The sequence below is a fragment of the Pseudomonas sp. MF6396 genome (genome assembly GCF_002018915.1).
GTDB lineage: Bacteria > Pseudomonadota > Gammaproteobacteria > Pseudomonadales > Pseudomonadaceae > Aquipseudomonas > Aquipseudomonas palmensis.
The window spans coordinates 118221-140882 of sequence record NZ_MVOK01000011.1; the positions used below are offsets into that span (position 1 = coordinate 118221).

16 protein-coding genes are annotated in these 22662 nt (G+C 66.0%); 9 read left to right on the forward strand and 7 right to left on the reverse strand.

What is annotated here, in order from left to right; all coding sequences use genetic code 11:
- The first annotated feature begins 23 nt into the window (after positions 1-23).
- The 5 genes from MF6396_RS13565 to MF6396_RS13585 all read left to right on the forward strand — a co-directional run bounded on the left by MF6396_RS13565 (position 24) and on the right by MF6396_RS13585 (position 9232).
- Entirely contained in the window at positions 24-2072 is a 2049-nt protein-coding gene (locus tag MF6396_RS13565) for a TonB-dependent receptor (protein WP_078480593.1), read from the forward strand.
- 200 nt (positions 2073-2272) lie between these two features.
- Positions 2273-3625 carry a carbohydrate porin gene (locus MF6396_RS13570; protein WP_058540955.1) on the forward strand — a complete coding sequence of 451 codons (1353 nt, stop codon included), beginning with the start codon at positions 2273-2275 and terminating at the stop codon, positions 3623-3625.
- Positions 3626-3671: 46 nt separating this feature from the next.
- Positions 3672-6080 carry a glucose/quinate/shikimate family membrane-bound PQQ-dependent dehydrogenase gene (locus MF6396_RS13575; RefSeq protein ID WP_043862008.1) on the forward strand — a complete coding sequence of 803 codons (2409 nt, stop codon included), beginning with the start codon at positions 3672-3674 and terminating at the stop codon, positions 6078-6080.
- Positions 6081-6277: 197 nt separating this feature from the next.
- Positions 6278-8698, forward strand: coding sequence for an endopeptidase La (lon, locus tag MF6396_RS13580; protein ID WP_043862009.1), 2421 nt, complete (start codon positions 6278-6280; stop codon positions 8696-8698).
- 135 nt (positions 8699-8833) lie between these two features.
- Positions 8834-9232 (forward strand): protease inhibitor I42 family protein, encoded by a 399-nt coding sequence (locus tag MF6396_RS13585; protein ID WP_078480594.1) that lies wholly within the window; start codon positions 8834-8836, stop codon positions 9230-9232.
- A gap of 18 nt (positions 9233-9250) precedes the next feature.
- Here MF6396_RS13585 and MF6396_RS13590 read toward each other — a convergent pair whose 3' ends face one another.
- The 3 genes from MF6396_RS13590 to MF6396_RS13600 form a co-directional block, all read right to left on the reverse strand.
- Complete coding sequence (locus MF6396_RS13590; RefSeq protein ID WP_054914765.1) at positions 9251-10165, reverse strand: hypothetical protein; 915 nt, start codon at positions 10163-10165, stop codon at positions 9251-9253.
- Between the two features lie 79 nt (positions 10166-10244).
- Positions 10245-11249 carry an alpha-xenorhabdolysin family binary toxin subunit B gene (locus tag MF6396_RS13595; RefSeq protein WP_078480596.1) on the reverse strand — a complete coding sequence of 335 codons (1005 nt, stop codon included), beginning with the start codon at positions 11247-11249 and terminating at the stop codon, positions 10245-10247.
- Between the two features lie 10 nt (positions 11250-11259).
- Positions 11260-12435: an alpha-xenorhabdolysin family binary toxin subunit A gene (locus MF6396_RS13600; protein ID WP_054914767.1), complete on the reverse strand. Its 1176-nt coding sequence runs from the start codon at positions 12433-12435 to the stop codon at positions 11260-11262.
- A 162-nt stretch (positions 12436-12597) separates the two neighbouring features.
- Here MF6396_RS13600 and cmoA point away from each other — a divergent pair, with 162 nt between their 5' ends.
- Both cmoA and cmoB read left to right on the forward strand, forming a co-directional pair.
- Positions 12598-13377 carry a carboxy-S-adenosyl-L-methionine synthase CmoA gene (cmoA, locus tag MF6396_RS13605; RefSeq protein ID WP_173925038.1) on the forward strand — a complete coding sequence of 260 codons (780 nt, stop codon included), beginning with the start codon at positions 12598-12600 and terminating at the stop codon, positions 13375-13377.
- On the forward strand, positions 13374-14330 hold the full coding sequence (gene cmoB, locus MF6396_RS13610; RefSeq protein WP_043862015.1) for a tRNA 5-methoxyuridine(34)/uridine 5-oxyacetic acid(34) synthase CmoB: 957 nt from the start codon (positions 13374-13376) through the stop codon (positions 14328-14330). The genes cmoA and cmoB overlap by 4 nt, the downstream gene beginning before the upstream one ends.
- Before the next feature lie 71 nt (positions 14331-14401).
- On the opposite strand, the gene MF6396_RS13615 is transcribed toward cmoB, so the two are convergent.
- The 4 genes from MF6396_RS13615 to MF6396_RS13630 all read right to left on the reverse strand — a co-directional run bounded on the left by MF6396_RS13615 (position 14402) and on the right by MF6396_RS13630 (position 20349).
- Entirely contained in the window at positions 14402-14608 is a 207-nt protein-coding gene (locus tag MF6396_RS13615; protein ID WP_043862016.1) for a co-regulatory protein PtrA N-terminal domain-containing protein, read from the reverse strand.
- A 70-nt stretch (positions 14609-14678) separates the two neighbouring features.
- Positions 14679-17831 carry a CusA/CzcA family heavy metal efflux RND transporter gene (locus MF6396_RS13620; RefSeq protein ID WP_058540950.1) on the reverse strand — a complete coding sequence of 1051 codons (3153 nt, stop codon included), beginning with the start codon at positions 17829-17831 and terminating at the stop codon, positions 14679-14681.
- A gap of 19 nt (positions 17832-17850) precedes the next feature.
- Positions 17851-19071 carry an efflux RND transporter periplasmic adaptor subunit gene (locus MF6396_RS13625; protein WP_078480597.1) on the reverse strand — a complete coding sequence of 407 codons (1221 nt, stop codon included), beginning with the start codon at positions 19069-19071 and terminating at the stop codon, positions 17851-17853.
- 27 nt (positions 19072-19098) lie between these two features.
- The gene (locus MF6396_RS13630; protein WP_078480599.1) at positions 19099-20349 is read right to left on the reverse strand and encodes a TolC family protein; all 1251 of its coding nucleotides are present in this window, start codon (positions 20347-20349) and stop codon (positions 19099-19101) included.
- A gap of 191 nt (positions 20350-20540) precedes the next feature.
- Between MF6396_RS13630 and MF6396_RS13635 the strand changes: the two genes are divergently transcribed.
- Together MF6396_RS13635 and MF6396_RS13640 are read left to right on the forward strand one after the other, a co-directional pair.
- Positions 20541-21215, forward strand: coding sequence for a heavy metal response regulator transcription factor (locus MF6396_RS13635; protein ID WP_043862020.1), 675 nt, complete (start codon positions 20541-20543; stop codon positions 21213-21215).
- A complete protein-coding gene (locus MF6396_RS13640) occupies positions 21212-22591 on the forward strand; it encodes a heavy metal sensor histidine kinase (protein ID WP_078480600.1) in 1380 nt (459 codons plus the stop codon). Before MF6396_RS13635 ends, MF6396_RS13640 begins: the two co-directional genes overlap by 4 nt.
- Positions 22592-22662 lie beyond the last annotated feature (71 nt).

Consider the following 22662-nt stretch of genomic DNA (forward strand, 5'->3'; position numbering starts at 1 on the left):
GATAACTGCCAAAGGACCGCACCATGCGTCACCTGCCGCTCCACCTCTCCCCCCTTGCCGCCGCACTGTGGCTGGCCTCGCTGCCCAGCCACGCGGTTGAACTGCAACCCCAGGTCATCACCGCCAACCCGTTGGGCACCCCGCTGGCAGCCCCCAGCAGCGTGCTCGAAGGCGACACATTGACCCTGCAGCAAAAGGGCAGCCTGGGCGAAACCCTGAACACCCAGCCCGGCGTCGCCTCCACCTGGTTCGGCCCGGGCGCCAGCCGCCCGGTGATCCGCGGCTTGGACGGCGACCGGATCCGTATCCTGCGCAACGGCGTGGGTGCACTGGATGCCTCTTCGCTGTCGTACGACCACGCCGTGCCACTGGACCCGGTGAACGTCGAGCGCGTCGAGATCGTGCGCGGCCCGGCCGCCCTGCTCTACGGTGGCAATGCCATCGGCGGGGTGGTCAACACCTTCGACAACCGCATCCCCGACGCGCCGGTGCAAGGCATTCATGGTGCCGGCGAGCTGCGCTACGGGGGCGCCGACACCACCCGCAGCAGTGCGGGCAAGCTGGAAGCCGGCGATGGCCGCTTCGCCCTGCACCTGGACGCCAACAGCCGCCAGTTCAACGATTTGCGCATCCCCGGCTACGCCCGCAGTTCGAAGGTGCGCGATGCCGACGAACCCGGCGGCAAGCATCGCCTGGAAAACAGCGACGGGCGCCAGGACGGTGGTGCCGTCGGCGGTTCGTACAACTGGGAACACGGTTACGCGGGCCTGTCCTACAGCCGCTACGATGCCAACTACGGTTCGGTGGCCGAGCCCGGCGTGCGTCTGGCCATGGAACAGGACCACTACGCCTTTGCCTCCGAACTGCGCGACCTCGACGGCCCGTTCAGCTCGCTCAAGTTCGACGCCGGCTACACCGACTACAAGCATCAGGAGCTGGAAGGCGGCGAGGTGCATACCACCTTCAAGAACAAGGGCTACGAGGCCCGCGTCGAGGCTCGGCACCAGCCGCTGGGGCCGGTGGAAGGCGTGATCGGCGCCCAGGTCACCCGCAACGAGTTCTCGGCGTTGGGCGAAGAAGCCTTCGTGCCGCAGACCGATACCGACAGCCTGGCGCTGTTCGTGCTCGAACAGTGGAAGGCCACCGACCGCCTCGACCTGAGCCTGGGCGCACGCCTGGAGCACACCCGGGTCGACCCCGACAGCCAGGGCAGCGAACGTTTCGCCCAGGCCGACAGCGCCAGCAGCTTCACCGCCGCCAGCCTGTCCTCGGGTGCGGTGTACCAGTTGACCCCGGTGTGGTCGCTGGCCGCCAGCCTGGGCTACACCGAACGTGCACCGACCTTCTACGAGCTGTATGCCAATGGCGCTCACGTCGCCACCGGCACCTACGAGGTGGGCGACCCGGGGCTTTCGAAGGAGAAGGCGATCTCCAGCGACCTGGCCCTGCGTTTCGACAACGGCACGCACAAGGGCAGCGTGGGCGTGTTCTACAGCCACTTCCGCAACTACATCGGCCTGCTGGCCAGCGGCAACCTGCGCGAAGGGCATGATCACCATCACGGGGATGACGATCACGATCACGACCATGATCACGAGCATGGCGACGTGCCCGAATACCTCTATCACGGCGTGCGCGCCCGCTTCTATGGCATCGAAGCCCAGGACCGCTGGCAACTGCTGGAAAACGCCTACGGCAGCTTCGCCCTGGAACTGTCTGGCGACTACACCCGCGCCAAGAACCTGGATACCGGCGAAGACCTGCCTCGCATTGCCCCGCTGCGCCTGAACAGCGGCCTGACCTGGAACCTTGAACGCTGGCAGGCACGGGTCGACGTGCAGCATGCCAGCAGCCAGCATCGCAAGCCGGCCAATGAAACCAGCACCGACGGCTACACCACCCTGGGGGCCAGCGTGGGCTATCGCTTCGAGATCGGCCAGAGTGAATGGCTGGCCTTCGTACGCGGCGAAAACCTCACCGACCAGACCGTACGCTATGCCAGTTCGATCCTGCGCGACATCGCCCCAGCGCCGGGTCGCAGCGTCCAGGTAGGCCTGCGAACCACCTTCTGAACCCACACCGTTGCCGGATTGTTACCCATCCGGCAACGGTCACTCTTGCTGATCCGGCTTTTTTTCCGGCACGTTCGCCTATATCCTCCCCGCCTCAAGCTGAACCGCTTCACCTATTCCTGATACTGCCTTGCCCTCGACGATGCCTGCATCTCGGGCAATTTGCCGTTCTTCCAACAATCAAAAGACAGCGCTATCTCATGCATCAGTTCCATCATCTGCCCCCCGCCGCCGCGACCTTGCTGGCAGGCCTGGCCGCCAGCACGCTGGCCTGCAGCCTGCAGGCCGCCCCCCTCTTCGACGGCGACTCGCCCTGGATGCTCGGCGACTGGGGCGGCACACGCTCGGCGCTGGCCGAGCGCGGCTACGACTTCACTCTGGGCTACACCGGGGAGATGGGCAGCAACCTGCACGGTGGCCACGACCACAGCAACACCGCCCGCTACAGCGACCAGTTCAGCCTGGGCAGCCACCTGGACCTGCAGAAGATCCTCGGCTGGCAGGGCGCCGAATTCCAGTTGACCGTGACCGAGCGCCACGGCAACAACATCAGCAACGATCGCATCAACGATCCGCGGGTGGGCGGCTTCACCTCGGCCCAGGAAGTCTGGGGCCGTGGCCAGACCTGGCGGCTGACCCAGATGTGGTTCAAGCAGACGTACCTGGACGGCGACCTCGACGTGAAGGTCGGGCGCTTCGGCCAGGGCGAGGACTTCAACAGCTTCCCCTGCGACTTCCAGAACCTGGCCTTCTGCGGCTCGCAGGTGGGCAACTGGGCCGGCAGCATCTGGTACAACTGGCCGGTGAGCCAGTGGGCCCTGCGCGTCAAGTACCACCTTACGCCGGAACTCTACGCCCAGGTCGGTGCCTACGAACAGAACCCCTCCAACCTCGAGCGCCAGAACGGCTTCAAGCTCAGCGGCAGCGGCACCCAGGGCGCAGTACTGCCGGTGGAACTGGTGTGGACGCCGGCCATCGACGGCCTCAAAGGGGAATATCGCGCCGGTTACTACTACAGTAGTGCCAAGGCACAAGATGTTTACAAGGACGGCAACGGCCAACCGGCAGCCCTCAGTGGCCAGGACTATCGCAGCAGCTCGAGCAAGCACGGGTTCTGGTTGGGGGCACAGCAGCAGGTGACGTCGTTGGCCAGCGATCACTCACGTGGCCTGAGCGTTTTTGCCAATGCCACGCTGCACGACAAGAAGACCAATGCCATCGACAACTATGTTCAGGCAGGTGTGGTTTACAAAGGGCTGTTCGATGCCCGCGCCAAGGACGACATCGGCTTCGCCCTCGCTCGCGTGCACGTCAACCCGGCCTATCGCAGGAACGCCGAGGCCCGCAACCGCGCCAATGCCCTCTTCGACTACGACAACCCCGCCTTCCTGCCCGTCCAGGACACCGAGTACAGCGCCGAGCTGTATTACGGCATCCACCTGGCCCAGTGGCTGACCGTGCGCCCGAACCTGCAGTACATCCGCCACCCGGGCGGGGTCGGGCACGTGGACGACGCGCTGATCGGCGGCCTCAAAATCCAGAGCAGCTTCTGAACGGGCCCTGCGGCTCGAACCTTTTCACCTTGATGGAGAACACACGATGAGCACTGATGGTGCCTTGAGTAGAACCCGCTGGCTGCCGAGACTGCTCGGCGTGCTGCTGTTGCTGATGGGGCTGGCGCTGCTGGCCGGCGGTATCAAGCTGAGCCAGCTCGGCGGCTCGCTGTATTACCTGATCGCCGGTATCGGCTTTGCCCTGTCGGGCGTGCTGCTGCTGGCACTGCGCCGCACCGCGCTGGGCCTGTACGGCCTGGTGCTGCTGGGTAGCACCCTGTGGGCATTGTGGGAGGTCGGCCTGGACTGGTGGCAACTGGTACCGCGCCTGTCGCTGTGGTTCGCCCTGGGCGTGGTGTTGCTGCTGCCGTGGGCACGCCGCCCGCTGCTGGGCCAGCCCGGCAAGCTCAACACCGGGCTGCTGAGCCTGGCGGTGGTGCTGTCGGGCGCCACCGCAGTGGCGAGCCAGTTCACCTTCCCGGGTGAAATCAAGGGCGAGCTGGGCCGCGACAGCACCGAGCTGAGCAGCACCGCGCCGGCCATGCCCGATGGCGACTGGCAGGCCTACGGGCGCACCGAATTCGGTGACCGCTACTCGCCGCTGCGCCAGATCACCCCGAACAACGTGCACAAGCTCGAAGAGGCCTGGCGCATTCGCACCGGCGACCTGCCGACCAGCGATGACCCGGTCGAGCTGACCAACGAGAACACCCCGCTCAAGGTCAATGGCAAGCTGTATGCCTGCACCGCGCACAGCAAGGTGCTGGCCCTGGACCCGGATACCGGTGCCGAGATCTGGCGCTTCGATCCGCAGATCAAGAGCCCGGTGGGCTTCAAGGGCTTTGCCCACATGACCTGCCGTGGCGTGTCGTACTACGACGAAAACAACTACGTGAACATGGACGGCGCCCCTGCGCCGAAAATCTCCGAAGCCGGCCAGGCCGTGGTGCGCAGCTGCCCGCGTCGCCTGTACCTGCCCACCGCCGATGCGCGCCTGATCGCGATCAACGCCGACACCGGCAAGGTCTGCGAAGGCTTCGGCAACCAGGGCGTGGTCGACCTGACCCAGGGCATCGGCCCGTTCACCGCCGGTGGCTACTACTCCACCTCGCCTGCCGCGATCACTCGCGAGCTGGTGATCATCGGTGGCCACGTCACCGACAACGAGTCCACCAACGAGCCCTCGGGCGTGATCCGTGCCTACGACGTGCATGACGGTCGTCTGGTCTGGAACTGGGACAGCGACAACCCGGACGAGACCGCGCCGCTGGCACCGGGCAAGACCTACAGCCGCAACTCGGCCAACATGTGGTCGCTGGCCAGCGTCGACGAGAAGCTGGGCATGGTGTACCTGCCACTGGGCAACCAGACCCCTGACCAGTGGGGCGCCGACCGCACCCCAGGTGCCGAGAAGTTCAGTGCCGGCATCGTCGCCCTGGACCTGGCCACCGGCAAGGTACGCTGGAACTACCAGTTCACCCACCACGACCTGTGGGACATGGACGTCGGCAGCCAGCCGACCCTGCTCGACCTGAAGACCGCCGACGGCGTCAAACCTGCGCTGATCGCTCCGACCAAGCAGGGCAGCCTGTACGTGCTCGACCGTCGTGACGGCAGCGCCATCGTGCCGATCCGCGAGATCCCGGCGCCCCAGGGCGCGGTCAAGGGCGACCACACCGCACCGACCCAGGCCCGCTCGGACCTGAACCTGCTGGGCCCGGACCTGACCGAGGCGGCCATGTGGGGCGCCAGCCCGTTCGATCAGATGCTGTGCCGTATCCAGTTCCGCGAACTGCGCTACGAGGGCCAGTACACCCCGCCGTCGGAGCAGGGCAGCCTGATCTACCCGGGCAACGTGGGCGTGTTCAACTGGGGCGGCGTGTCGGTCGACCCCGTGCGTCAGCTGCTGTTCACCAGCCCCAACTACATGGCCTTCGTGTCGAAGATGGTGCCGCGTGCCGAAGTGGCCGAGGGCAGCAAGCGCGAAAGCGAGACCAGTGGCGTGCAGCCCAACACCGGCGCACCTTACGCGGTGATCATGCACCCGTTCATGTCGCCCCTGGGCGTACCGTGCCAGGCCCCGGCCTGGGGCTATGTGGCCGGTATCGACCTGACCACCAACAAGGTGGTGTGGAAGCACAAGAACGGCACCAGCCGCGACAGCTCGCCGATTCCGATCGGCCTGCCGGTGGGTGTACCGAGCATGGGCGGCTCGATGGTGACGGCTGGCGGCCTGGGCTTTTTGAGCGGCACCCTGGACCAGTACCTGCGTGCGTATGACGTGAACACCGGCAAGGAGCTGTGGAAATCGCGCCTGCCGGCTGGCGGCCAGGCCACGCCGATGACCTACACCGGCAAGGATGGCCAGCAGTACGTGCTGGTGATGGCTGGCGGGCACGGTTCGCTGGGCACCAAGATGGGCGATTACGTGATCGCCTACAAACTGGCGCAGTGATCGACCGCTGAACCTGGGCTGCCGTGCAGCCCTTCGCCGGCAAGGCCGGCGCCTGCAGGACCATGTGACAGCATGGCCCGGCAGGCGCCGGCCTTGTCGCTGAAGGGGCCGCCCGGTACTGCACATACCTGTCCGCCCATTGAAACCTCCCCCCTCCCGCCCCATCTAAGCACCATAGTCATTCACGCAGGTGCCCCATGAGCGACCAGCAGGATCTCCCCGAACATCCCGACCAAGACGCTGAAGTCGAGCATCTCGACGCCTCCGACCACACCGGTCGCACCCTCGCCATCCCCGGCCAGCAACTGCCGGACAAGGTCTACGTGATCCCGATCCACAACCGCCCGTTCTTCCCCGCGCAGGTACTGCCGGTGATCGTCAACGAAGAACCCTGGGCCGAGACCCTGGACCTGGTGGCCAAGACCCCGCACCACAACCTGGCGCTGTTCTTCATGGACACCCCGCCCGAAGACCATCGCCACTTCGATACCTCGGCCCTGCCGCTGTACGGCACCCTGGTCAAGGTGCACCACGCCAGCCGCGAGAACGGCAAGCTGCAGTTCGTCGCCCAGGGCCTGACCCGCGTGCGGATCCGCACCTGGCTCAAGCACCACCGCCCGCCCTACCTGGTGGAAGTCGAATACCCGCACCAGCCCAGCCAACCGACCGACGAGGTCAAGGCCTACGGCATGGCCCTGATCAACGCGATCAAGGAGCTGCTGCCGCTCAATCCGCTGTACAGCGAAGAGCTGAAGAACTACCTCAACCGCTTCAGCCCCAACGACCCTTCGCCGCTCACCGACTTTGCCGCCGCCCTGACCTCCGCCACCGGCAACCAGCTGCAGGAAGTACTCGACTGCGTGCCCATGCTCAAGCGCATGGAAAAGGTGCTGCCGATGCTGCGCAAGGAAGTCGAGGTGGCACGCCTGCAGAACGAGATCTCTGCCGAGGTGAACCGCCAGATCGGCGAGCACCAGCGCGAGTTCTTCCTCAAGGAACAGCTCAAGGTCATCCAGCAGGAGCTGGGCCTGACCAAGGACGATCGCAGCGCCGACCTGGAGCAGTTCCAGCAGCGCCTGGCAGGCAAGACCCTGCCCGCTGCGGCGCAAAAGCGCATCGACGAAGAAATGGGCAAGCTGTCGATCCTGGAGACCGGCTCGCCCGAGTACGCCGTCACCCGCAACTACCTGGAATGGGCCACCGCCCTGCCCTGGGGCGTGTACGGCAAGGACAAGCTCGACCTCAGGCATGCACGCAAGGTGCTCGACCAGCACCACGCCGGCCTGGATGACATCAAGGATCGCATCATCGAGTTCCTTGCCGTGGGCGCCTACAAGGGCGAGATCAGCGGTTCGATCGTGCTGCTGGTGGGCCCGCCGGGCGTGGGCAAGACCAGCATCGGCAAGTCCATCGCCGAGTCCCTGGGGCGGCCATTCTACCGCTTCAGCGTCGGCGGCATGCGCGATGAGGCCGAGATCAAGGGCCACCGGCGCACCTACATCGGTGCCCAGCCGGGCAAGCTGGTGCAGGCGCTCAAGGACGTCGAGGTGATGAACCCGGTGATCATGCTCGACGAGATCGACAAGATGGGCCAGAGCTACCAGGGCGACCCGGCCTCGGCCCTGCTCGAAACCCTGGACCCGGAACAGAACGTCGACTTCCTCGACCATTACCTGGACCTGCGCCTGGACCTGTCCAAGGTGCTGTTCGTGTGCACCGCCAACACCCTCGATGCCATCCCCGGGCCGCTGCTCGACCGCATGGAGGTGATCCGCCTGTCCGGTTACATCACCGAGGAAAAGGTCGCCATCGCCAAGCGTCACCTGTGGCCCAAGCAACTGGCCAAGGCCGGCGTGGCCAAGGCCAGCCTGGGTATCAGCGACAGCGCATTGCGCACGGTTATCGAAGGCTATGCCCGTGAAGCCGGGGTGCGCCAGCTGGAAAAACAACTGGGCAAGCTGGTGCGCAAGGCCGTGGTGCAGTTGATCGACACACCCGATGCAGTGATAAAGATCGGCCCCAAGGACCTCGAAGCTTCACTCGGCATGCCGGTGTTTCGCAGCGAGCAGGTGCTGTCGGGCAAGGGCGTGATCACCGGCCTGGCCTGGACCAGCATGGGCGGCGCCACGCTGCCGATCGAGGCGACCCGCATTCACACCCTCAACCGCGGCTTCAAGCTCACCGGCCAGCTGGGCGAGGTGATGAAGGAATCCGCCGAGATCGCCTACAGCTACGTCAGCGCCAACCTCAAGCAGTACGGTGGTGAGGTAGGCTACTTCAACGAGTCGTTCATTCACCTGCACGTGCCCGAAGGGGCCACGCCCAAGGACGGCCCGAGTGCCGGGGTGACCATGGCCAGCGCCCTGCTGTCCCTGGCACGCGACCAGGCACCGAAGAAAGGCGTGGCCATGACCGGCGAGCTGACCCTGACCGGGCAGGTACTGCCAATTGGCGGGGTACGCGAGAAGGTGATTGCGGCGCGCCGGCAGAAGATCCACGAGCTGATTCTGCCGGAAGCCAACCGCGGCGACTTCGAAGAACTGCCCGGCTACCTGAAGGCCGGCCTGCAGGTGCATTTTGCCAGGCGCTTCAGCGACGTGGCCAAGGTGCTGTTCTGAAACAGCGGTAACATAAACAGCGCGGGCTGCAGGCAGCCCGCGCGGGCACCCGGCAGCGAAGCGTGAGAATCTTCCCAAGGCAGCACACTTTCCCTATTATCGGCTGCCCGGACCCTCCGCGAGCCAGGAGTCATGATGACCGCATCCCGTGTGTTACTGAGTTCGAGCCTGATACTCCTGGCCAACTGTGCCAGCCAGCCCACACCTCCACAGCCGCTGCTGGTGGAGAAACAGAGCCAGTGCCCGGTGACGCTCGATGTCGGCCAGGCCATCACCCTGGCGTTGCCCAGCAACCCCAGTACCGGTTATCGCTGGCTGCTGCAGAATCCGGCCAACGGCGTACTTGCGGCGCTGGGCCCCGAGGTCTACAGCAACCCCGAAGACACCGGCCTGGTGGGCAGTGCCGGCCGATCGCTGTGGCGCTTCAAGGCCAGCGCCAGCGGCAGCGGCCACCTGCTGCTGGTGTATCAGCAACCCTGGGCACCGGAGGTCAAGCCGGCGATGAGCTTCGACTGCGACATCCAGGTACGCTGAGGCTGCGCCCCGGAGCATTTACTCGAGGCGTTTCTGAAGACGCCTGGCGCACTCTTCGATGAATGACCACTGCGCCAGGAAGTTCTTGAAGTGAATGACGAATCTGGCCAGTTGCTGACTGTCCTGCATGCTGTGCAACTTGCCGATCGAGGCGTCCAGATAGGTCTCGATGAACTGCCAGGCGGTCTGCAGGTGCGACGCAGCAGTGGTGACGTCTTCCAGGCGTACCACCAGATTTCGCATGCGCTGCGCCAGTAGCCCCAGGTTCCCTTCCTTTGTGCCGGATGCCACCAGGCGCTCGATCTTGCGCCCCAGTGCCGGCCTCAATTCGAACCGGGCGTCATCACGAAACCTGTCGGTCTCCTTGCGTACTTCGCCGACCTGGAACTGGAAGACGCCCGCCGAGTTCTTGAGGTTGGCCACCCACCGTGCCATCTCCAGCACAAGGGTTCGGTCTGGTGCATCCAGTTGCACGGGCACCTCGAACTGCACGCCTTGCCAAGCCTCCCTGCGCCCGCCCAACGCCTTGGTACGTTCACAGGCCAGCAGCGCACGCTCGCCTGACAGGCTGATGGAGCTGGCGCAGTTGATCAGCGCGATGGGCAACTGAATGCTTTTCTGCTTCAACCGCCCCCATGAGTCGGCGTGGAGGTTGATGCGATGGAACAACACCTGCATCGGGTAGAAGTCGAGCTCGGGGTCCGGGTGACGGTAGTATCCCAACCACTGCAGAAAGGCCTCCCGCCGGGTCGGTATCGCCATCACATGGTCCATGTAGGCATCCAGCACGGCAACGTGTTCGCGGGTGAACGTCAGGTCGATTCGCCCCTCCTCCTCCAGATCCTGCACCAATTGCAGCGGAATCAGGGCTATCTGGGTATCCAGCTCATCCTGAGGCAGTGGATGCCTCAGTCTTTGAATAATGTTGTTCATTGTGGGTCATCACCAGAGCAATCCAGAAGCCGCAAGGCGCTGCTGGCCAGCACAGCCTGCAGCGCCTTGCGCCCTTCACTCAAAGGCCGGCAACATACTCGGCCTTGATCTTTTTCTTGTAGGCTTTCAACGCCTCGACCAGCTCGCTGACCGCTCTCAACGCCTGCACATCGTCGATGCTGCAGGCGATGAGCCGATCCCAAACCGGCTTCAGTTGCACGGCGATGCGCCTGATGCCGGCCAGCCATTGCTCGCGTGACGTGACCAGCTCGGCATAAGCCTCAAGGTGCTGGCACTGGGCCTGGAGGCGCGTCTTGTCCCGTGCCATCGCGGTCAGTTGCAGTTGCAGTTCATCGTGCTGCTTCTGCATCCCTCGGCGCTGCTCGAGCATCGTTGCATAGCGCATGCCTTCCATTGCCGCACCGATGATTTCGCCAATTTTCTTCAGCGCGCCTTGCACTGCCTCGACCGACAGTCCGCCCGTGGCGATGACATCCGCCGCCGCCTTGAGCTGCTCGGTGGTCGGCAACAGGCCGCCGAAGGTGGATTCCACCTGGGCCGCCTCAAGTACCTTGATCGCCTCGTCAAGACTGGCCAGGGCCTCGCGCCGCACGGCCAGTTCGTCTTCGCAGGCCTTGCTATTGGCCGCCAGCCTGTCGAGCTCACCCTGATAGCGAGCCTTGTCGGCACTGGAGTCATAGACCGGGATGGCCGTGATCTGAGCCGTGGCCGTGCGCAACTGCCCCAACTGATCGTTGAGCTTGACGGCAATCTCGCCGATGGCGTCCTGTGCCACCTCCAGATACTGCGCAATGTCCTCGGGATCATCGTTCGGGTCGATGTCCTTTTCGAGGCCGCCCAGGTCATTGCTCTTGATCGCGACGATGATGCGATCGGCATGGCGCATCAGTTGCTGGAGGTTGTCGTCAAGACAGCGTGCATTGCGCTCCACACGCTCGTGCAACAGGGGCAGGAAGGCATAGCGGCTGTCCTGGGCGGCCTTCAGGTAGGCGGCACCGGCACGCAGGACCCTGTCGAACTGCGGATCATCCCAGCCCAGCGGAAATTGAAGAATGTTGCTCATGGGTAGCTCCTTATTGGGCCCACAGCGTGTCGTCGAAGACCCGGCTCATGGTGATGGAGCAGGCTTCGATAAACGCCCACTGCGAGAGAAAGTTTCTGAAATGGATGATGAAAATGCCCAGCTGCCGGCTGTCGTTCATCTTTTCGAGCTTTTCGATGGACGCTTCGATGTAGGTGCCGATGGTCTGCCAGGCCGTCTGCAGGTGCGAGGAAGCGGTCACCACCTCCTGCAGGCGGGTGGCCAGTTCATCCATATGGGTCGTGAGTACCTGCAGGCGTCCCTCCAGGTTGACCGCCGCCGTCAGGCGCGCCCCCACAGCCTTGCGTTCCTTCTGCACCCGGTTGCGGGTCTTGCGCACCTTTTCGGCCTTGGAGCCGTAGATCGAGCCTGAGATGACCGCCCCCAGCGGGCCGGCCGCCAGCCCGGACAGGGCCGCCTTGACGTACTCGTCGTACTGCTTGTTGAGGTTGTCGATTTCCTTGTCCAGCGCCGCCAGCTCATCGCGCAGGGCCTGGGTGGCACCGCTGGCCTGGTGACGCTCGATGGCGTCGGTCTTGAGGGCGACCTCGTTCATCAGCTCGAAACGCGCGGTGTCGCGAAAGGTTTCGGTGTGGCTGCGCACGCTGCTTACGCGCGCGTGAAAATGCTCGACTTCATCCTTGAGCACCTCCATGTAGTCCACCAGCGACGAGACGATCTCCCGGTCGCCGAAGCTCAACGCAACCGGCGCTGCGAACTGCACGGACTCCCACGTATCACGCCGCCCGCCAAGGGCCTTGGTCTTCTCGCATTCCTGCATCACCCCCTCGCCGGTGGTGTTGATGCCACGGGCACACACCCCCAGCTCGGCGGACAGCTTCTTGCACTCGTCGGACAGCGTGCCCCAGGCGCGGGCATGCTTGTGCAGGTTGAGAAAGGTCGTGCGCATGGCACTGACCGACAGTACCGGCTCCTTGATGTCGGTGTAGCCAAGCCAGGGCACCAGCGACGCGGTTTCGGTCGGCAGGCCGGTGACATACTTCACATACTGATTGAGCGTGACGATATGTTCGCGGGAAAGCGTCAGCCCTCCCTCGTTTTCGCCATCACGCTGGTTCATGCCTTCGATCAGGTTTCTGGGCAGCAGGGCCGCTTCCTTTTCCAGTTCACCGGTATCGTACGAGCGCGCGCCAGGTTCGAGTTTCATTTCACATTCCTTGTGAGTGAGCCAATAGGGTCAAGCCACTTCACTCTAAGGACCCGCCGGCAAGACAAATAGCCGGCAGGCTTTCCTCGAAGCCGGCATTGGAATGCAGCGGCCAGCCGCGCCGGTCAGTCGGCCATGCATCCTGTTGCAACATTGGCTAAAATGCCGGCCCTTTACCGCCGAACGCCTGGATTGCCCGTGAGCAAAGAGCCCGATCGCCTGTTCGCCACCCCGCTGGCGCAGGTCCCCGATTTCACCTTCAACGAAGATGTCGTGCGGGTTTTCCCCGACATGATCAAGCGCTCGGTGCCCGGCTACCCGACGATCGTCGAGAACATCGGCGTGCTGGCTGCCCAGTTCGCCCAGCCCGATACCCTGCTGTACGACCTGGGCAGCTCGCTCGGTGCGGTGACCCAGGCGATGCGCCGACATGTACGCAGCGAGGGCTGCAAGGTGCTGGCGGTAGACAACTCCCCGGCCATGGTCGAGCGCTGCCGCGAATACCTCAGCCACCAGGACGCGATGCACCAGGAGTTGCTGCCGGTGCAGGTGATCGAGGCCGACATCACCGCGCTGGACCTGCAGCCGGCGTCGGTGGTGGCGCTGAACTTCACCCTGCAGTTCATCGAGCCGCAGGCACGCCTGGCCCTGCTTGGCCGCATTCGCCAGTGCCTGGTGCCTGGCGGCGCACTGATCCTGTCGGAGAAGCTGCGCTTTGCCGACCCGCAGCAACAGGCCCTGCTCACCGATCTGCACGTGGCCTTCAAACGCGCCAACGGCTACAGCGAACTGGAAATTGCCCAGAAGCGCAGTGCCATCGAAAACGTGATGAAACCCGACAGCCTCGAGGAACACCGTCAGCGCCTGCTGGCAGCCGGTTTCTCGCAGGTGGTGCCGTGGTTCCAGTGCCTGAACTTCGCCTCGCTGATTGCCCTGCCATGATCGATCTGACTCCCCTGGTCCGCCGCATGGCGGGCACCCCATTGGCGCACTGGGCCCAAGGCCTGCAAGCGCAACTCGATGCCAAGCTGGAAAAGGGCCATGGCGACCTGGAGCGCTGGCAAAGCGCACTGGATGCGCTGCCGGCCCTGGAGCCCAGCCAGGTCGACCTGCTGCACGGCCTGCGCCTGGACAGCGACTGCGACGACGCCACCCGCGCACAGGTGCGCACCGCGCTGATGGGCCTGTCGCCCTGGCGCAAGGGCCCGTTCGACCTGTTCGGCGTGCACGTGGACACCGAATGGCGTTCGGACTGGAAGTGGTCACGGGTCGCGCCGCACCTGGACCTGCGCGGCAAACGCGTGCTGGATGTGGGCTGTGGCAACGGCTACTACCAATGGCGCATGCTCGGCGCCGGCGCCGACAGCGTGATCGGCGTGGACCCCAACTGGTTGTTCTTCTGCCAGTTCCAGGCCGTGCAGCGTTACCTGCCGGACCTTCCCGCCTGGCACTTGCCGTTCGCCCTGGAAGACCTGCCGGCCAACCTGGAAGGTTTCGACACGGTGTTCTCGATGGGGGTGTTCTACCACCGCCGCTCGCCGATCGAGCATTTGCTGGCGCTCAAGGACTGCCTGGTCAAGGGGGGCGAACTGGTGTTGGAAACCCTGGTGGTCGAGGGTGACGAGCATCAGGTGCTGGTGCCTGAAGACCGCTATGCGCAGATGCGCAATGTATGGTTCCTGCCCTCGGTGCCGGCACTGGAGCGCTGGTTGCGTCGCGCCGGCTTCAGCGATGTGCGCTGCGTGGATGTGAGCGTGACCAGCGTCGAGGAACAACGCAGCACCGACTGGATGCGCTACCAGTCGCTGAGCGACTTCCTCGACCCTACCGACCCGACCCGAACCGTCGAAGGCCTGCCGGCACCCAGGCGGGCGGTGCTGGTGGCGCGCAAGTAATCAGAAGGGGGCCTCTTCGCCTGCAGGAGCCGGCCTTGCCGGCGCAGAGGCCCTTGCGAACACGGCGTGCGTCAGTCCTTCACCACCTGCTGCTGCACCTGCTGCTGCACCTGCTCCTTCTTCTGCGCTACCTCCTTCCTGCCCTCCCCATGCACCCGCTCCTGGCTCTTGCGAAACTCGGCCCAGAACGCCTTGGTGCGCTCGGCGCCGCCTTCGGCCATTGCCGCGCTGCTGCCCAGCAGCAACGCGGCGATCAGTGCGTACTTGCTCAGGTTCATCGACCTTCCCTCATGATTGGATTCGAACCGATCATAAGCAGCCCAAGCTAACGCCAAGGTGAGCCGCACATTACAGTGCTGCAAGATTGTGCTCCTCCTCCTTGCGGTGCGCCCAGTGGTACAGGGCCGGCAGCACCAGCAGGGTCAACGCGGTGGACGAGAGGATGCCGCCGATCACCACGGTGGCCAGCGGGCGCTGCACCTCGGCACCGGTGCCAGTGGCCAGGGCCATCGGAATGAACCCCAGCGACGCCACCAACGCGGTCATCAGCACCGGCCGCAGACGCGTCAGCGCACCTTCGTCGATGGCCACGCGCAGCGGCCGGCCCTGCTCGCGCAGGCTGCGGATGAAGGCGATCATCACCAGCCCGTTGAGCACCGCCACCCCCGACAGGGCGATGAAGCCCACCCCCGCCGAAATCGACAATGGAATGTCGCGCAGCCACAGCGCCACCACCCCGCCGGTCAGCGCGAACGGGATGCCGGTGAACACCAGCAGGCCGTCCCTGACGCTGTTGAACATCATGAACAGCAACCCGAACACCAGCAGCAATGCCACCGGCACCACCACCTGCAGGCGCTTGGCCGCCGATTGCAGCTGCTCGAACTGACCGCCCCAACGCGTCCAGTAGCCAGGCGGCACCTCCACCTGCGTATCGATGCGCTCGCCGGCCTCGGCCACGAACGAACCGATGTCGCGGCCACGCACGTTGGCGCTGACCACCACCAGGCGCTTGCCGTCTTCGCGGCTCACCTGGTTGGGCCCCTGCACCAGCGCCAGGCTGGCCACCTCGGCCAGGCTGATGAAGCCGATACCGCCGTCGCTGCCCGCACTGGCCGGTACCGGAATCAGCAGCTGCGACAAGCCTTCGATGTCGGTACGCACGTCGTCCGAGAGGCGCACCACCATGTCGAAACGCCGGTCGCCCTCGTACAGCGTGCCGGCCTGGCGGCCGCCCACGGCCACGGCGATGGTGTCCTGCACATCGCCGACGTTGAGCCCGTAGCGTGCAGCCTTGTCGCGGTCGACCTCGATGGTCAGCACCGGCAGGCCCGAGGTCTGCTCGACCTTGACCTCCGATGCCCCCGGCACCGCCTGCAAGGTTGCGGCAATCTGTGCTGCCGTGCGGTTGAGCACCGTCATGTCGTCGCCGAAGACCTTGACCGCCACATCGCTGCGCACCCCGGAAATCAGTTCGTTGAAGCGCAGTTGAATCGGCTGCGACAGCTCGTAGTTGCTACCCGGCACCCGCGCCGCCGCGCGCTGGATATCGGCGATCAGTTGCTCGCGCGACTTGCCGGGGTCGGGCCACTGCGCCTGCGGCTTGAGCATCACGTAACTGTCGGAGATGTTCGGCGGCATCGGGTCGGCGGCGATCTCGGCGGTGCCGGTGCGCGCAAATACGCGCTGCACCTCCGGCACCTGGCTGACCACACTCTCCTCCAGGCGCTGCTGCAATTGCACCGACTGGCTCAGGCTGGTGCCCGGCACCCGCAGCGCCTGCAGGGCGAAATCGCCTTCGCTGAGGCTGGGCACGAACTCGCTGCCCATGCGCCCGGCCAGCACCGCGCACAGCAGCACCGACGCCCCGGCCAGGGTAAACGCCAGCCCACGGTGCCCCATCACCCAGCGCAATAGCGGCGCATAGCCGGCCTTGGCGCTGCGCATCAGCAGGTTTTCCTCTTCCTTGACCTTGCCGGTGACGAACAGCGCGATGGCCGCCGGCACGAAGGTCACCGAGAGCAGCATCGCTCCCAGCAGGGCGATCACCACGGTGAAGGCCATGGGGTGGAACATCTTGCCCTCCACCCCGCTCAGGGCAAAGATCGGCAGGTACACCACCATGATGATCAACTGGCCGAAGATCAGCGGGCGGCGCGCCTCGCGGGCGGCATTGAACACTTCGTGCAGGCGCTCGGAGCGGGTCAGCAGGCGGCCATGGTGCTGCTGGGCGTGGGCCAGGCGGCGGATCGCGTTCTCCACGATCACCACCGCGCCATCGACGATGATGCCGAAGTCCAGCGCACCCAGGCTCATCAGGTTGGCACTGACCTTGTTGCCGAACATGCCGGTGAAGGTGAACAGCATCGACAGCGGAATCACCATGGCGGTGATCAGCGCGGCGCGGATGTTGCCCAGAAACAGGAACAGCACCGCGATCACCAGGATCGCACCTTCCACCAGGTTCTTCTTCACCGTGGCGATGGCCTTGTCGACCAGGTCGGTGCGGTCGTACACCGTGACCGCGCTGACACCTGCCGGCAGCGTGCGGTTGATCTGCGCCAGCTTGTCGGCCACTGCCCGCGACACGGTGCGGCTGTTCTCGCCGACCAGCATGAACACGGTGCCCAGCACCACCTCACGGCCATTTTCGGTAGCCGCGCCGCTGCGCAGTTCGCGGCCGATGCCCACCTGGGCGACATCGCGCACGCGAATCGAGGTGCCGTCGACAGTGGCCAGCACGATGTTGGCAATGTCGTCGATACCTGCCAGTTGCCCCGGCGCGCGAATCAGCAGTTGCTCGCCACGGCGCTCGATGTAGCCGGCACCGACGTTGGCGTTGTTGCGCTCCAGGGCCGTCAGCAGGTCGCCCAGGGTCAGCTTGTAGGCGGCCAGGCGCCTGAGGTCGGGGGCAATCTGGTACTCCTTGGCGTAGCCGCCGATGCTGTTGATCTCGGCCACACCGCGCACGTTGCGCAACTGCGGCTTGATGATCCAGTCCTGGATTTCGCGCAGGTCGGTGGGCGTGTACTCGCTGCCGTCGGCCTTGCGCGCATCCGGCGCGGCTTCCACGGTCCACAGGAAGATCTCGCCCAGGCCGGTGGAGATCGGCCCCATGGCCGCCTCGACGCCGTCGGGCAACTGCCCGCGCGCCTGTTGCAGGCGCTCGTTGACCAGTTGCCGGGCGAAGAACAGGTCGGTGCCCTCGTCGAAGATCACCGTCACCTGCGACAGCCCCGAGCGCGACAGCGAACGGGTCTGCTCCAGGCCCGGCAGGCCGGCCATGGCGGTCTCGATGGCGAAAGTGATCCGCTGCTCGGTTTCCAGCGGTGAAAAGCCCGCCGCCGAGGTGTTGATCTGCACCTGCACGTTGGTGATGTCGGGCACCGCATCGATCGGCAGCTTCTGGTAGCTGGCCAGCCCCAGCCCGGCCATCAGCAGCACCGCGAGCATCACGATCAGGCGCTGCTCGATGGCAAATTGAATGATCCGTTCGAACATGAGGAGTACTCGTGGGGGCTCAGTGGGAATGCTCGGCGCTGGCTTTGCCCAGCTCCGACTTGAGGATGAAGCTGCCCTGTGCCGCCACCTGCTGGCCGGCCTGCAGGCCCGCCTTGATCTGCACGAAGCCGTCGGCCACCACACCCGGGGTCACCACCTGGGCGGTGAAGCCCTCTGCACTGCGCACGAACACGGTGGGCTGCTCTTCGAGGGTCTGCAGCGCGGCCTCCGGTACCGCCAGCGCCTCGTCCAGGCGTTCGGTAGGCACCCGCACCGCCACGAACAGGCCGGGGCGCCAGGCGCCGCGAGGGTTGTCCAGGGTGACCCGCACGGTGGCGGTGCGGGTCTGCTCGCCGAGCAGGCTGCCCACATGGCTGACCGTGCCGCTGGCCTGCTCGCCCAGTTCACTGGCCAGCACCGTCACCGGCATGCCGACGCGCAGCCTGGCCGGGTCACGCGGGGCCACGCCAAAGGTTGCCCACACCCGCGACAGGTCGGACAAGGTGAAGGCCGCACTGCTCTCGCTGACCACTTCGCCCGGCACCAGGTGCTTTTCCACCACCTGCCCGTCAAACGGTGCACGCAGCTCATAGCGGTTGCCGCCGGCCAGCACCACGCTGCCACTCAGCGCGCTGATCTTCTGCCGGGCATTGGTGGCGGCGATCTCGGCTTCCTCCAGGGCCTGGCGCGCCTGCAGGTAGTCCTGTTCGGCAGAGATGCCCTCCTGCCACAGGTCTTTCTCGCGGGCGAAGGTGCCGCGCGCCAGTTCCAGTCGCCGCTGGCTGGCCGCCAGCTCGCTGCGCTGCTCGGAAATCTGCGGGCTGGCGATCACCGCCAGCAGTTGCCCGGCCTTGACCTGCTGGCCGAGCACCACGGCCACCGATTCCACCACCCCGGCCGCACGCGGCACCAGGTGCGCGGTACGGTCCTCGTCGAAGCGGATCTCGCCCGGCAGGCCGAGGCTGCGGCTCAAGGTGCGCGGGGCCACGGTGGCCAGCTCGATACCGGCCACCTGGATCTGCTCGTCGCTCAGGGTCAGGTGGCCCTCCTGCTGTTCTTCGCCATGGCCTTCCTCGCCATGGGCGTCGTCGCCATGGCCCTTTTCCTCATCGCCATGGCCAGCCTCGGCATGCGCCGCGTGGGAGGCCTGCGGCGCATTCATCTGGTGACCCAGCACAACCCCCAGGCCAACGCCCAGGGTCAGGGTGACGGCCACCAGCGTGATGGTTTTGCTGTTCATGCACATTCCTCGGCAAATCGTCGGGGGTCAGCGGCTGGCGGTGGCCAGGTCGCCGAAAAGTCGTTCCAGGCGGACTCGCGCATCGCTGCCCTGGGCCTGCGCCGCCAGGTATTGGGTGCGCGCCGCCACCAGCGTGCGCTGGGCGTCGAGCACCTCGAGAAAGCTGAACTTGCCGCGCTCGAAACCCCGCGTGGCGGCGTCCACCGCCTGCTGCGCCGCCGGCAGTATCGAGCGGTCGAAGGCCTGTACCTCGCCCGCAGCCACCTGCCACTGCGCCAGCGCCTGCACCACTTCGCTGCGCACCCGCAATTCGGCGCCGTTGCGCAGGTCGCGGGCCTGATCGGCACGCCGCGCCGCCGCCAGCACATTGCCCTGGTTGCGATCGAACAAGGGCAGCGGCATCGACACCCCGACCACATTGATGCGCTCGCGGTCGGCCTCGCTGTACTGGCTGCCCAGGCTGACGGTGAGGTCGGGGATGCGCTGGCTGCGAGCCAGCCCCAGGTCAGCCTCGCGCTGCTCGATCTGCAGGCGGGCCAGGCGCAGCTCGACCGTGCGCTCGAGGCGGGCAAGCAGCGTGTCGCCCTCGGCTGGGGTCAGGGCGTCGGACGGCATGCCTGCCACCCGCTCGAACCCCGCCTGCGGCGCCCCCGTCACGCTGGCCAGTTGCTGATAGGCCACGGCCACGGCCTGCTGCGCACGGCCTCGTTCCAGGCGCATCTCGGACACCTGCACCTGCGCGCGGGTGGTTTCGATGGGGGAAGCGCTGCCGGCCCGCACCCGCCCCTGCACCACCTGCAGGCCACGCTCGGTCAGGCGCAGCGACTGCTCGGCCAGTTGCAGCCGTTCCTGGGCCTGCACGGCGGCATGAAACGCAGCCAGCACCTCGGCGCGCAAGGCATTGCCCTGGCGTTCCAGTTCCAGCGCCGCCAGGGCCTGCTCCCGCTGGGCCACCTCCACCCGCGCACCGCGCTTGCCGCCCAGTTCCAGGCGCTGGCTGAGGCTGACGGTGGTGGTCTGCGGGCCGCGGCGGGTATCTTCCTGCTCCCAGCTCAACTCCGGGTGGGGCAGCAGGCCGGCCTGGTTGCGTTCGCCCAGGGCGATCTCGGTGCCCCAGCGCGCCGCGGCAAGCTCGGGGTTGTTGTCCTGCGCGGTGCGCAAGGCGGCATCAAGCGTCAGCACGCTCGCCTGCAGCGCTGTCGAAAGCCCCAGCAGCACCCCGGCCAGCGCCGCCAGCCGCGCCACGCGCTGTGGATGAAGCCTGTGCCTGCACGTCATGCGTGAATCCCCCGCGCCCATTTCGAAGCGGGCACTTTAGGGAGCGGGCTTTATCGTCAACATGACCCCAGGATTACAAATCTGTTATCCAGCGCCGCTCAGGACCGGCTTGGCTTACCATGCGCGACACGCCTTGACCCTGAAGTGACTCAAGGGTTGAGAATTGCCGTTTTACACGCCGCGAGCACCCCATGCGCCTATTGATCATCGAAGACGAAGTCCGTACCGCCGAGTACCTGCAGCAGGGCCTGAGCGAGAACGGCTACATCGTCGACTGCGCCGCCACCGGCATTGACGGCCTGCACCTGGCCCGCCAGCACGCCTACGACCTGGTCATCCTCGACGTCAACCTGCCGCAGCTCGACGGCTGGAGCGTGCTGCAACGCCTGCGGGCGGAGTCCTCGACCCGTATCATGATGCTGACCGCCCACGGCCGGCTCTCGGATCGGGTCAAGGGCCTGGACCTGGGCGCCGACGATTACCTGCTCAAGCCGTTCGAGTTTCCCGAACTGCTGGCACGCATTCGCAGCCTGTTGCGGCGCAGCGAGCAGAACCTGGCGCCGGCCACGCTCAGGGTCGCCGACCTTGAGCTGGACCCCAGCCGCCACCGCGCCTACCGGCGCAACCAGCGTATCGACCTGACGGCCAAGGAGTTCGCCCTGCTGCACCTGCTGATGCGCCAGAGCGGCGAGGTGCTGTCGCGCACGCAGATCATCTCGCTGGTGTGGGACATGAACTTCGATTGCGACACCAACGTGGTGGAGGTGTCGATCCGGCGCCTGCGGGCCAAGATCGACGACCCCTTCGAGGACAAGCTGATCCACACCCTGCGCGGCGTGGGCTATGTGCTGGAAGCGCGCGAATGAAACCGGCACGACTGTCGTTGCGCCTGGGCCTGAGCGTCAGCCTGATGGGCGCGGCGCTGGTGCTGCTGCTGGCGAGCCTGGCGGTACTGGCGCTGGACCACGAACTGGACAACCGCGCCCGCAAGGTGCTGGCACGCAAGATGGAGCAGATCGAGCACAGCCTGGGGGTGGACCTGAAGGCCAGCGACCTGGGCTCGCGCGCCCACCCCCTGCTCGACCTGGTGATGGGCCACGACGACCTGAGCCTGAACATCATCGCCCAGACCGGACGCCACCCGGCCCTGTTGAGCCTGGGGCCTGCAGTGGAGGCCGAACCGCTGCGGCGTATCGCGGCCGGGACGGCGCTGGGCTACAGCGAATGGCAGGACAGCGCCGAGGCCCGCCTGATGACCGCCGCGCGCCTGATGACCCTGCGTGACGGCACCCCGGTGCGGGTACTGCTGACGCTGAACCGGGCCGACGACCTCGGCCTGCTGCAGGCCTACCTGCGTTCGACGTTGCTGGCGTTGCCACTGCTGTTGCTGCGGATCGGCATTGCCGCCTGGAAGCTGGTGCAGCGTGGTCTGCTGCCGCTGCGCAGGTTCCGGCGGATTGCCGCCCAGGTGTCGGCGCAGGAGCTGAGCCACCGCCTGCCCGAGGACAAGCTGCCCCAGGAACTGAGTGCCCTGGCGCGCGGCATCAACGTGATGCTCGACCGGCTGGATGGCGGCGTGCAGCGTCTGTCGCAGTTTTCCGATGACCTGGCGCACGAACTGCGCACGCCGATCAGCAACCTGATGGGCAGGGCCCAGGTGACCTTGTCACGGGTGCGCTCGGCGCAGGATTACCGGGTGGCGCTGGAGGACAGCATCGAGGAGCTGACGCGCCTGAACCGGATCATCACCGACATGCTGTTCCTGGCCCAGGTGGACGCGCCGCGTCAGCAACTGGCGTTGAAGCCAGTGGCGCTGGCCGACGAGGCGCAACGGGTGGTGGAGCTGTTCGCGCTGAGCGCCGAATGCAAGGCGATCACCCTGAAGGTCAGCGGCTGGGGCACGGTGCAGGGCGACCGGCTGATGCTGCAGCGGGCGCTGTCGAACCTGTTGAGCAATGCAATTCGCCACAGCCCCGAGGGCCGCCTGGTGGAAATCGGCATCGAGCAGAGCGCACGGGGCGTGCAATGCTGGGTGCGCAACGAGGGGCCGGGGATCGAGGCGGTGCACTGGCCGCACCTGTTCGAGCGGTTCTACCGGGTGGGCTGCGGGCGCTCGCGGGTGGAGGGCGGCACGGGGCTGGGGCTGGCCATCGTGCAGTCGATCATGCAGGTACATGGTGGGCAGGTGGAGGTGACCAGCGCGGCGCAGGGGCCTACGCGGTTCAGTCTGATATTTGGCTAGGCGGCTTCGCCGGCAAGGCCGGCTCCTACAGGAATCGCAGCGCCTGTAGGAGCCGGCCTTGCCGGCGAAGG

Bases quoted from the DNA above. Each gene is read 5' to 3' on its own strand.
- MF6396_RS13565 (WP_078480593.1), top strand. From the start codon at position 24: ATGCGTCACCTGCCGCTCCACCTCTCCCCCCTTGCCGCCGCACTGTGG.
- MF6396_RS13570 (WP_058540955.1), top strand. From the start codon at position 2,273: ATGCATCAGTTCCATCATCTGCCCCCCGCCGCCGCGACCTTGCTGGCA.
- MF6396_RS13575 (WP_043862008.1), top strand. From the start codon at position 3,672: ATGAGCACTGATGGTGCCTTGAGTAGAACCCGCTGGCTGCCGAGACTG.
- lon (WP_043862009.1), top strand. From the start codon at position 6,278: ATGAGCGACCAGCAGGATCTCCCCGAACATCCCGACCAAGACGCTGAA.
- MF6396_RS13585 (WP_078480594.1), top strand. From the start codon at position 8,834: ATGACCGCATCCCGTGTGTTACTGAGTTCGAGCCTGATACTCCTGGCC.
- MF6396_RS13590 (WP_054914765.1), bottom strand. From the start codon at position 10,165: ATGAACAACATTATTCAAAGACTGAGGCATCCACTGCCTCAGGATGAG.
- MF6396_RS13595 (WP_078480596.1), bottom strand. From the start codon at position 11,249: ATGAGCAACATTCTTCAATTTCCGCTGGGCTGGGATGATCCGCAGTTC.
- MF6396_RS13600 (WP_054914767.1), bottom strand. From the start codon at position 12,435: ATGAAACTCGAACCTGGCGCGCGCTCGTACGATACCGGTGAACTGGAA.
- cmoA (WP_173925038.1), top strand. From the start codon at position 12,598: ATGCCGGCCCTTTACCGCCGAACGCCTGGATTGCCCGTGAGCAAAGAG.
- cmoB (WP_043862015.1), top strand. From the start codon at position 13,374: ATGATCGATCTGACTCCCCTGGTCCGCCGCATGGCGGGCACCCCATTG.
- MF6396_RS13615 (WP_043862016.1), bottom strand. From the start codon at position 14,608: ATGAACCTGAGCAAGTACGCACTGATCGCCGCGTTGCTGCTGGGCAGC.
- MF6396_RS13620 (WP_058540950.1), bottom strand. From the start codon at position 17,831: ATGTTCGAACGGATCATTCAATTTGCCATCGAGCAGCGCCTGATCGTG.
- MF6396_RS13625 (WP_078480597.1), bottom strand. From the start codon at position 19,071: ATGAACAGCAAAACCATCACGCTGGTGGCCGTCACCCTGACCCTGGGC.
- MF6396_RS13630 (WP_078480599.1), bottom strand. From the start codon at position 20,349: ATGACGTGCAGGCACAGGCTTCATCCACAGCGCGTGGCGCGGCTGGCG.
- MF6396_RS13635 (WP_043862020.1), top strand. From the start codon at position 20,541: ATGCGCCTATTGATCATCGAAGACGAAGTCCGTACCGCCGAGTACCTG.
- MF6396_RS13640 (WP_078480600.1), top strand. From the start codon at position 21,212: ATGAAACCGGCACGACTGTCGTTGCGCCTGGGCCTGAGCGTCAGCCTG.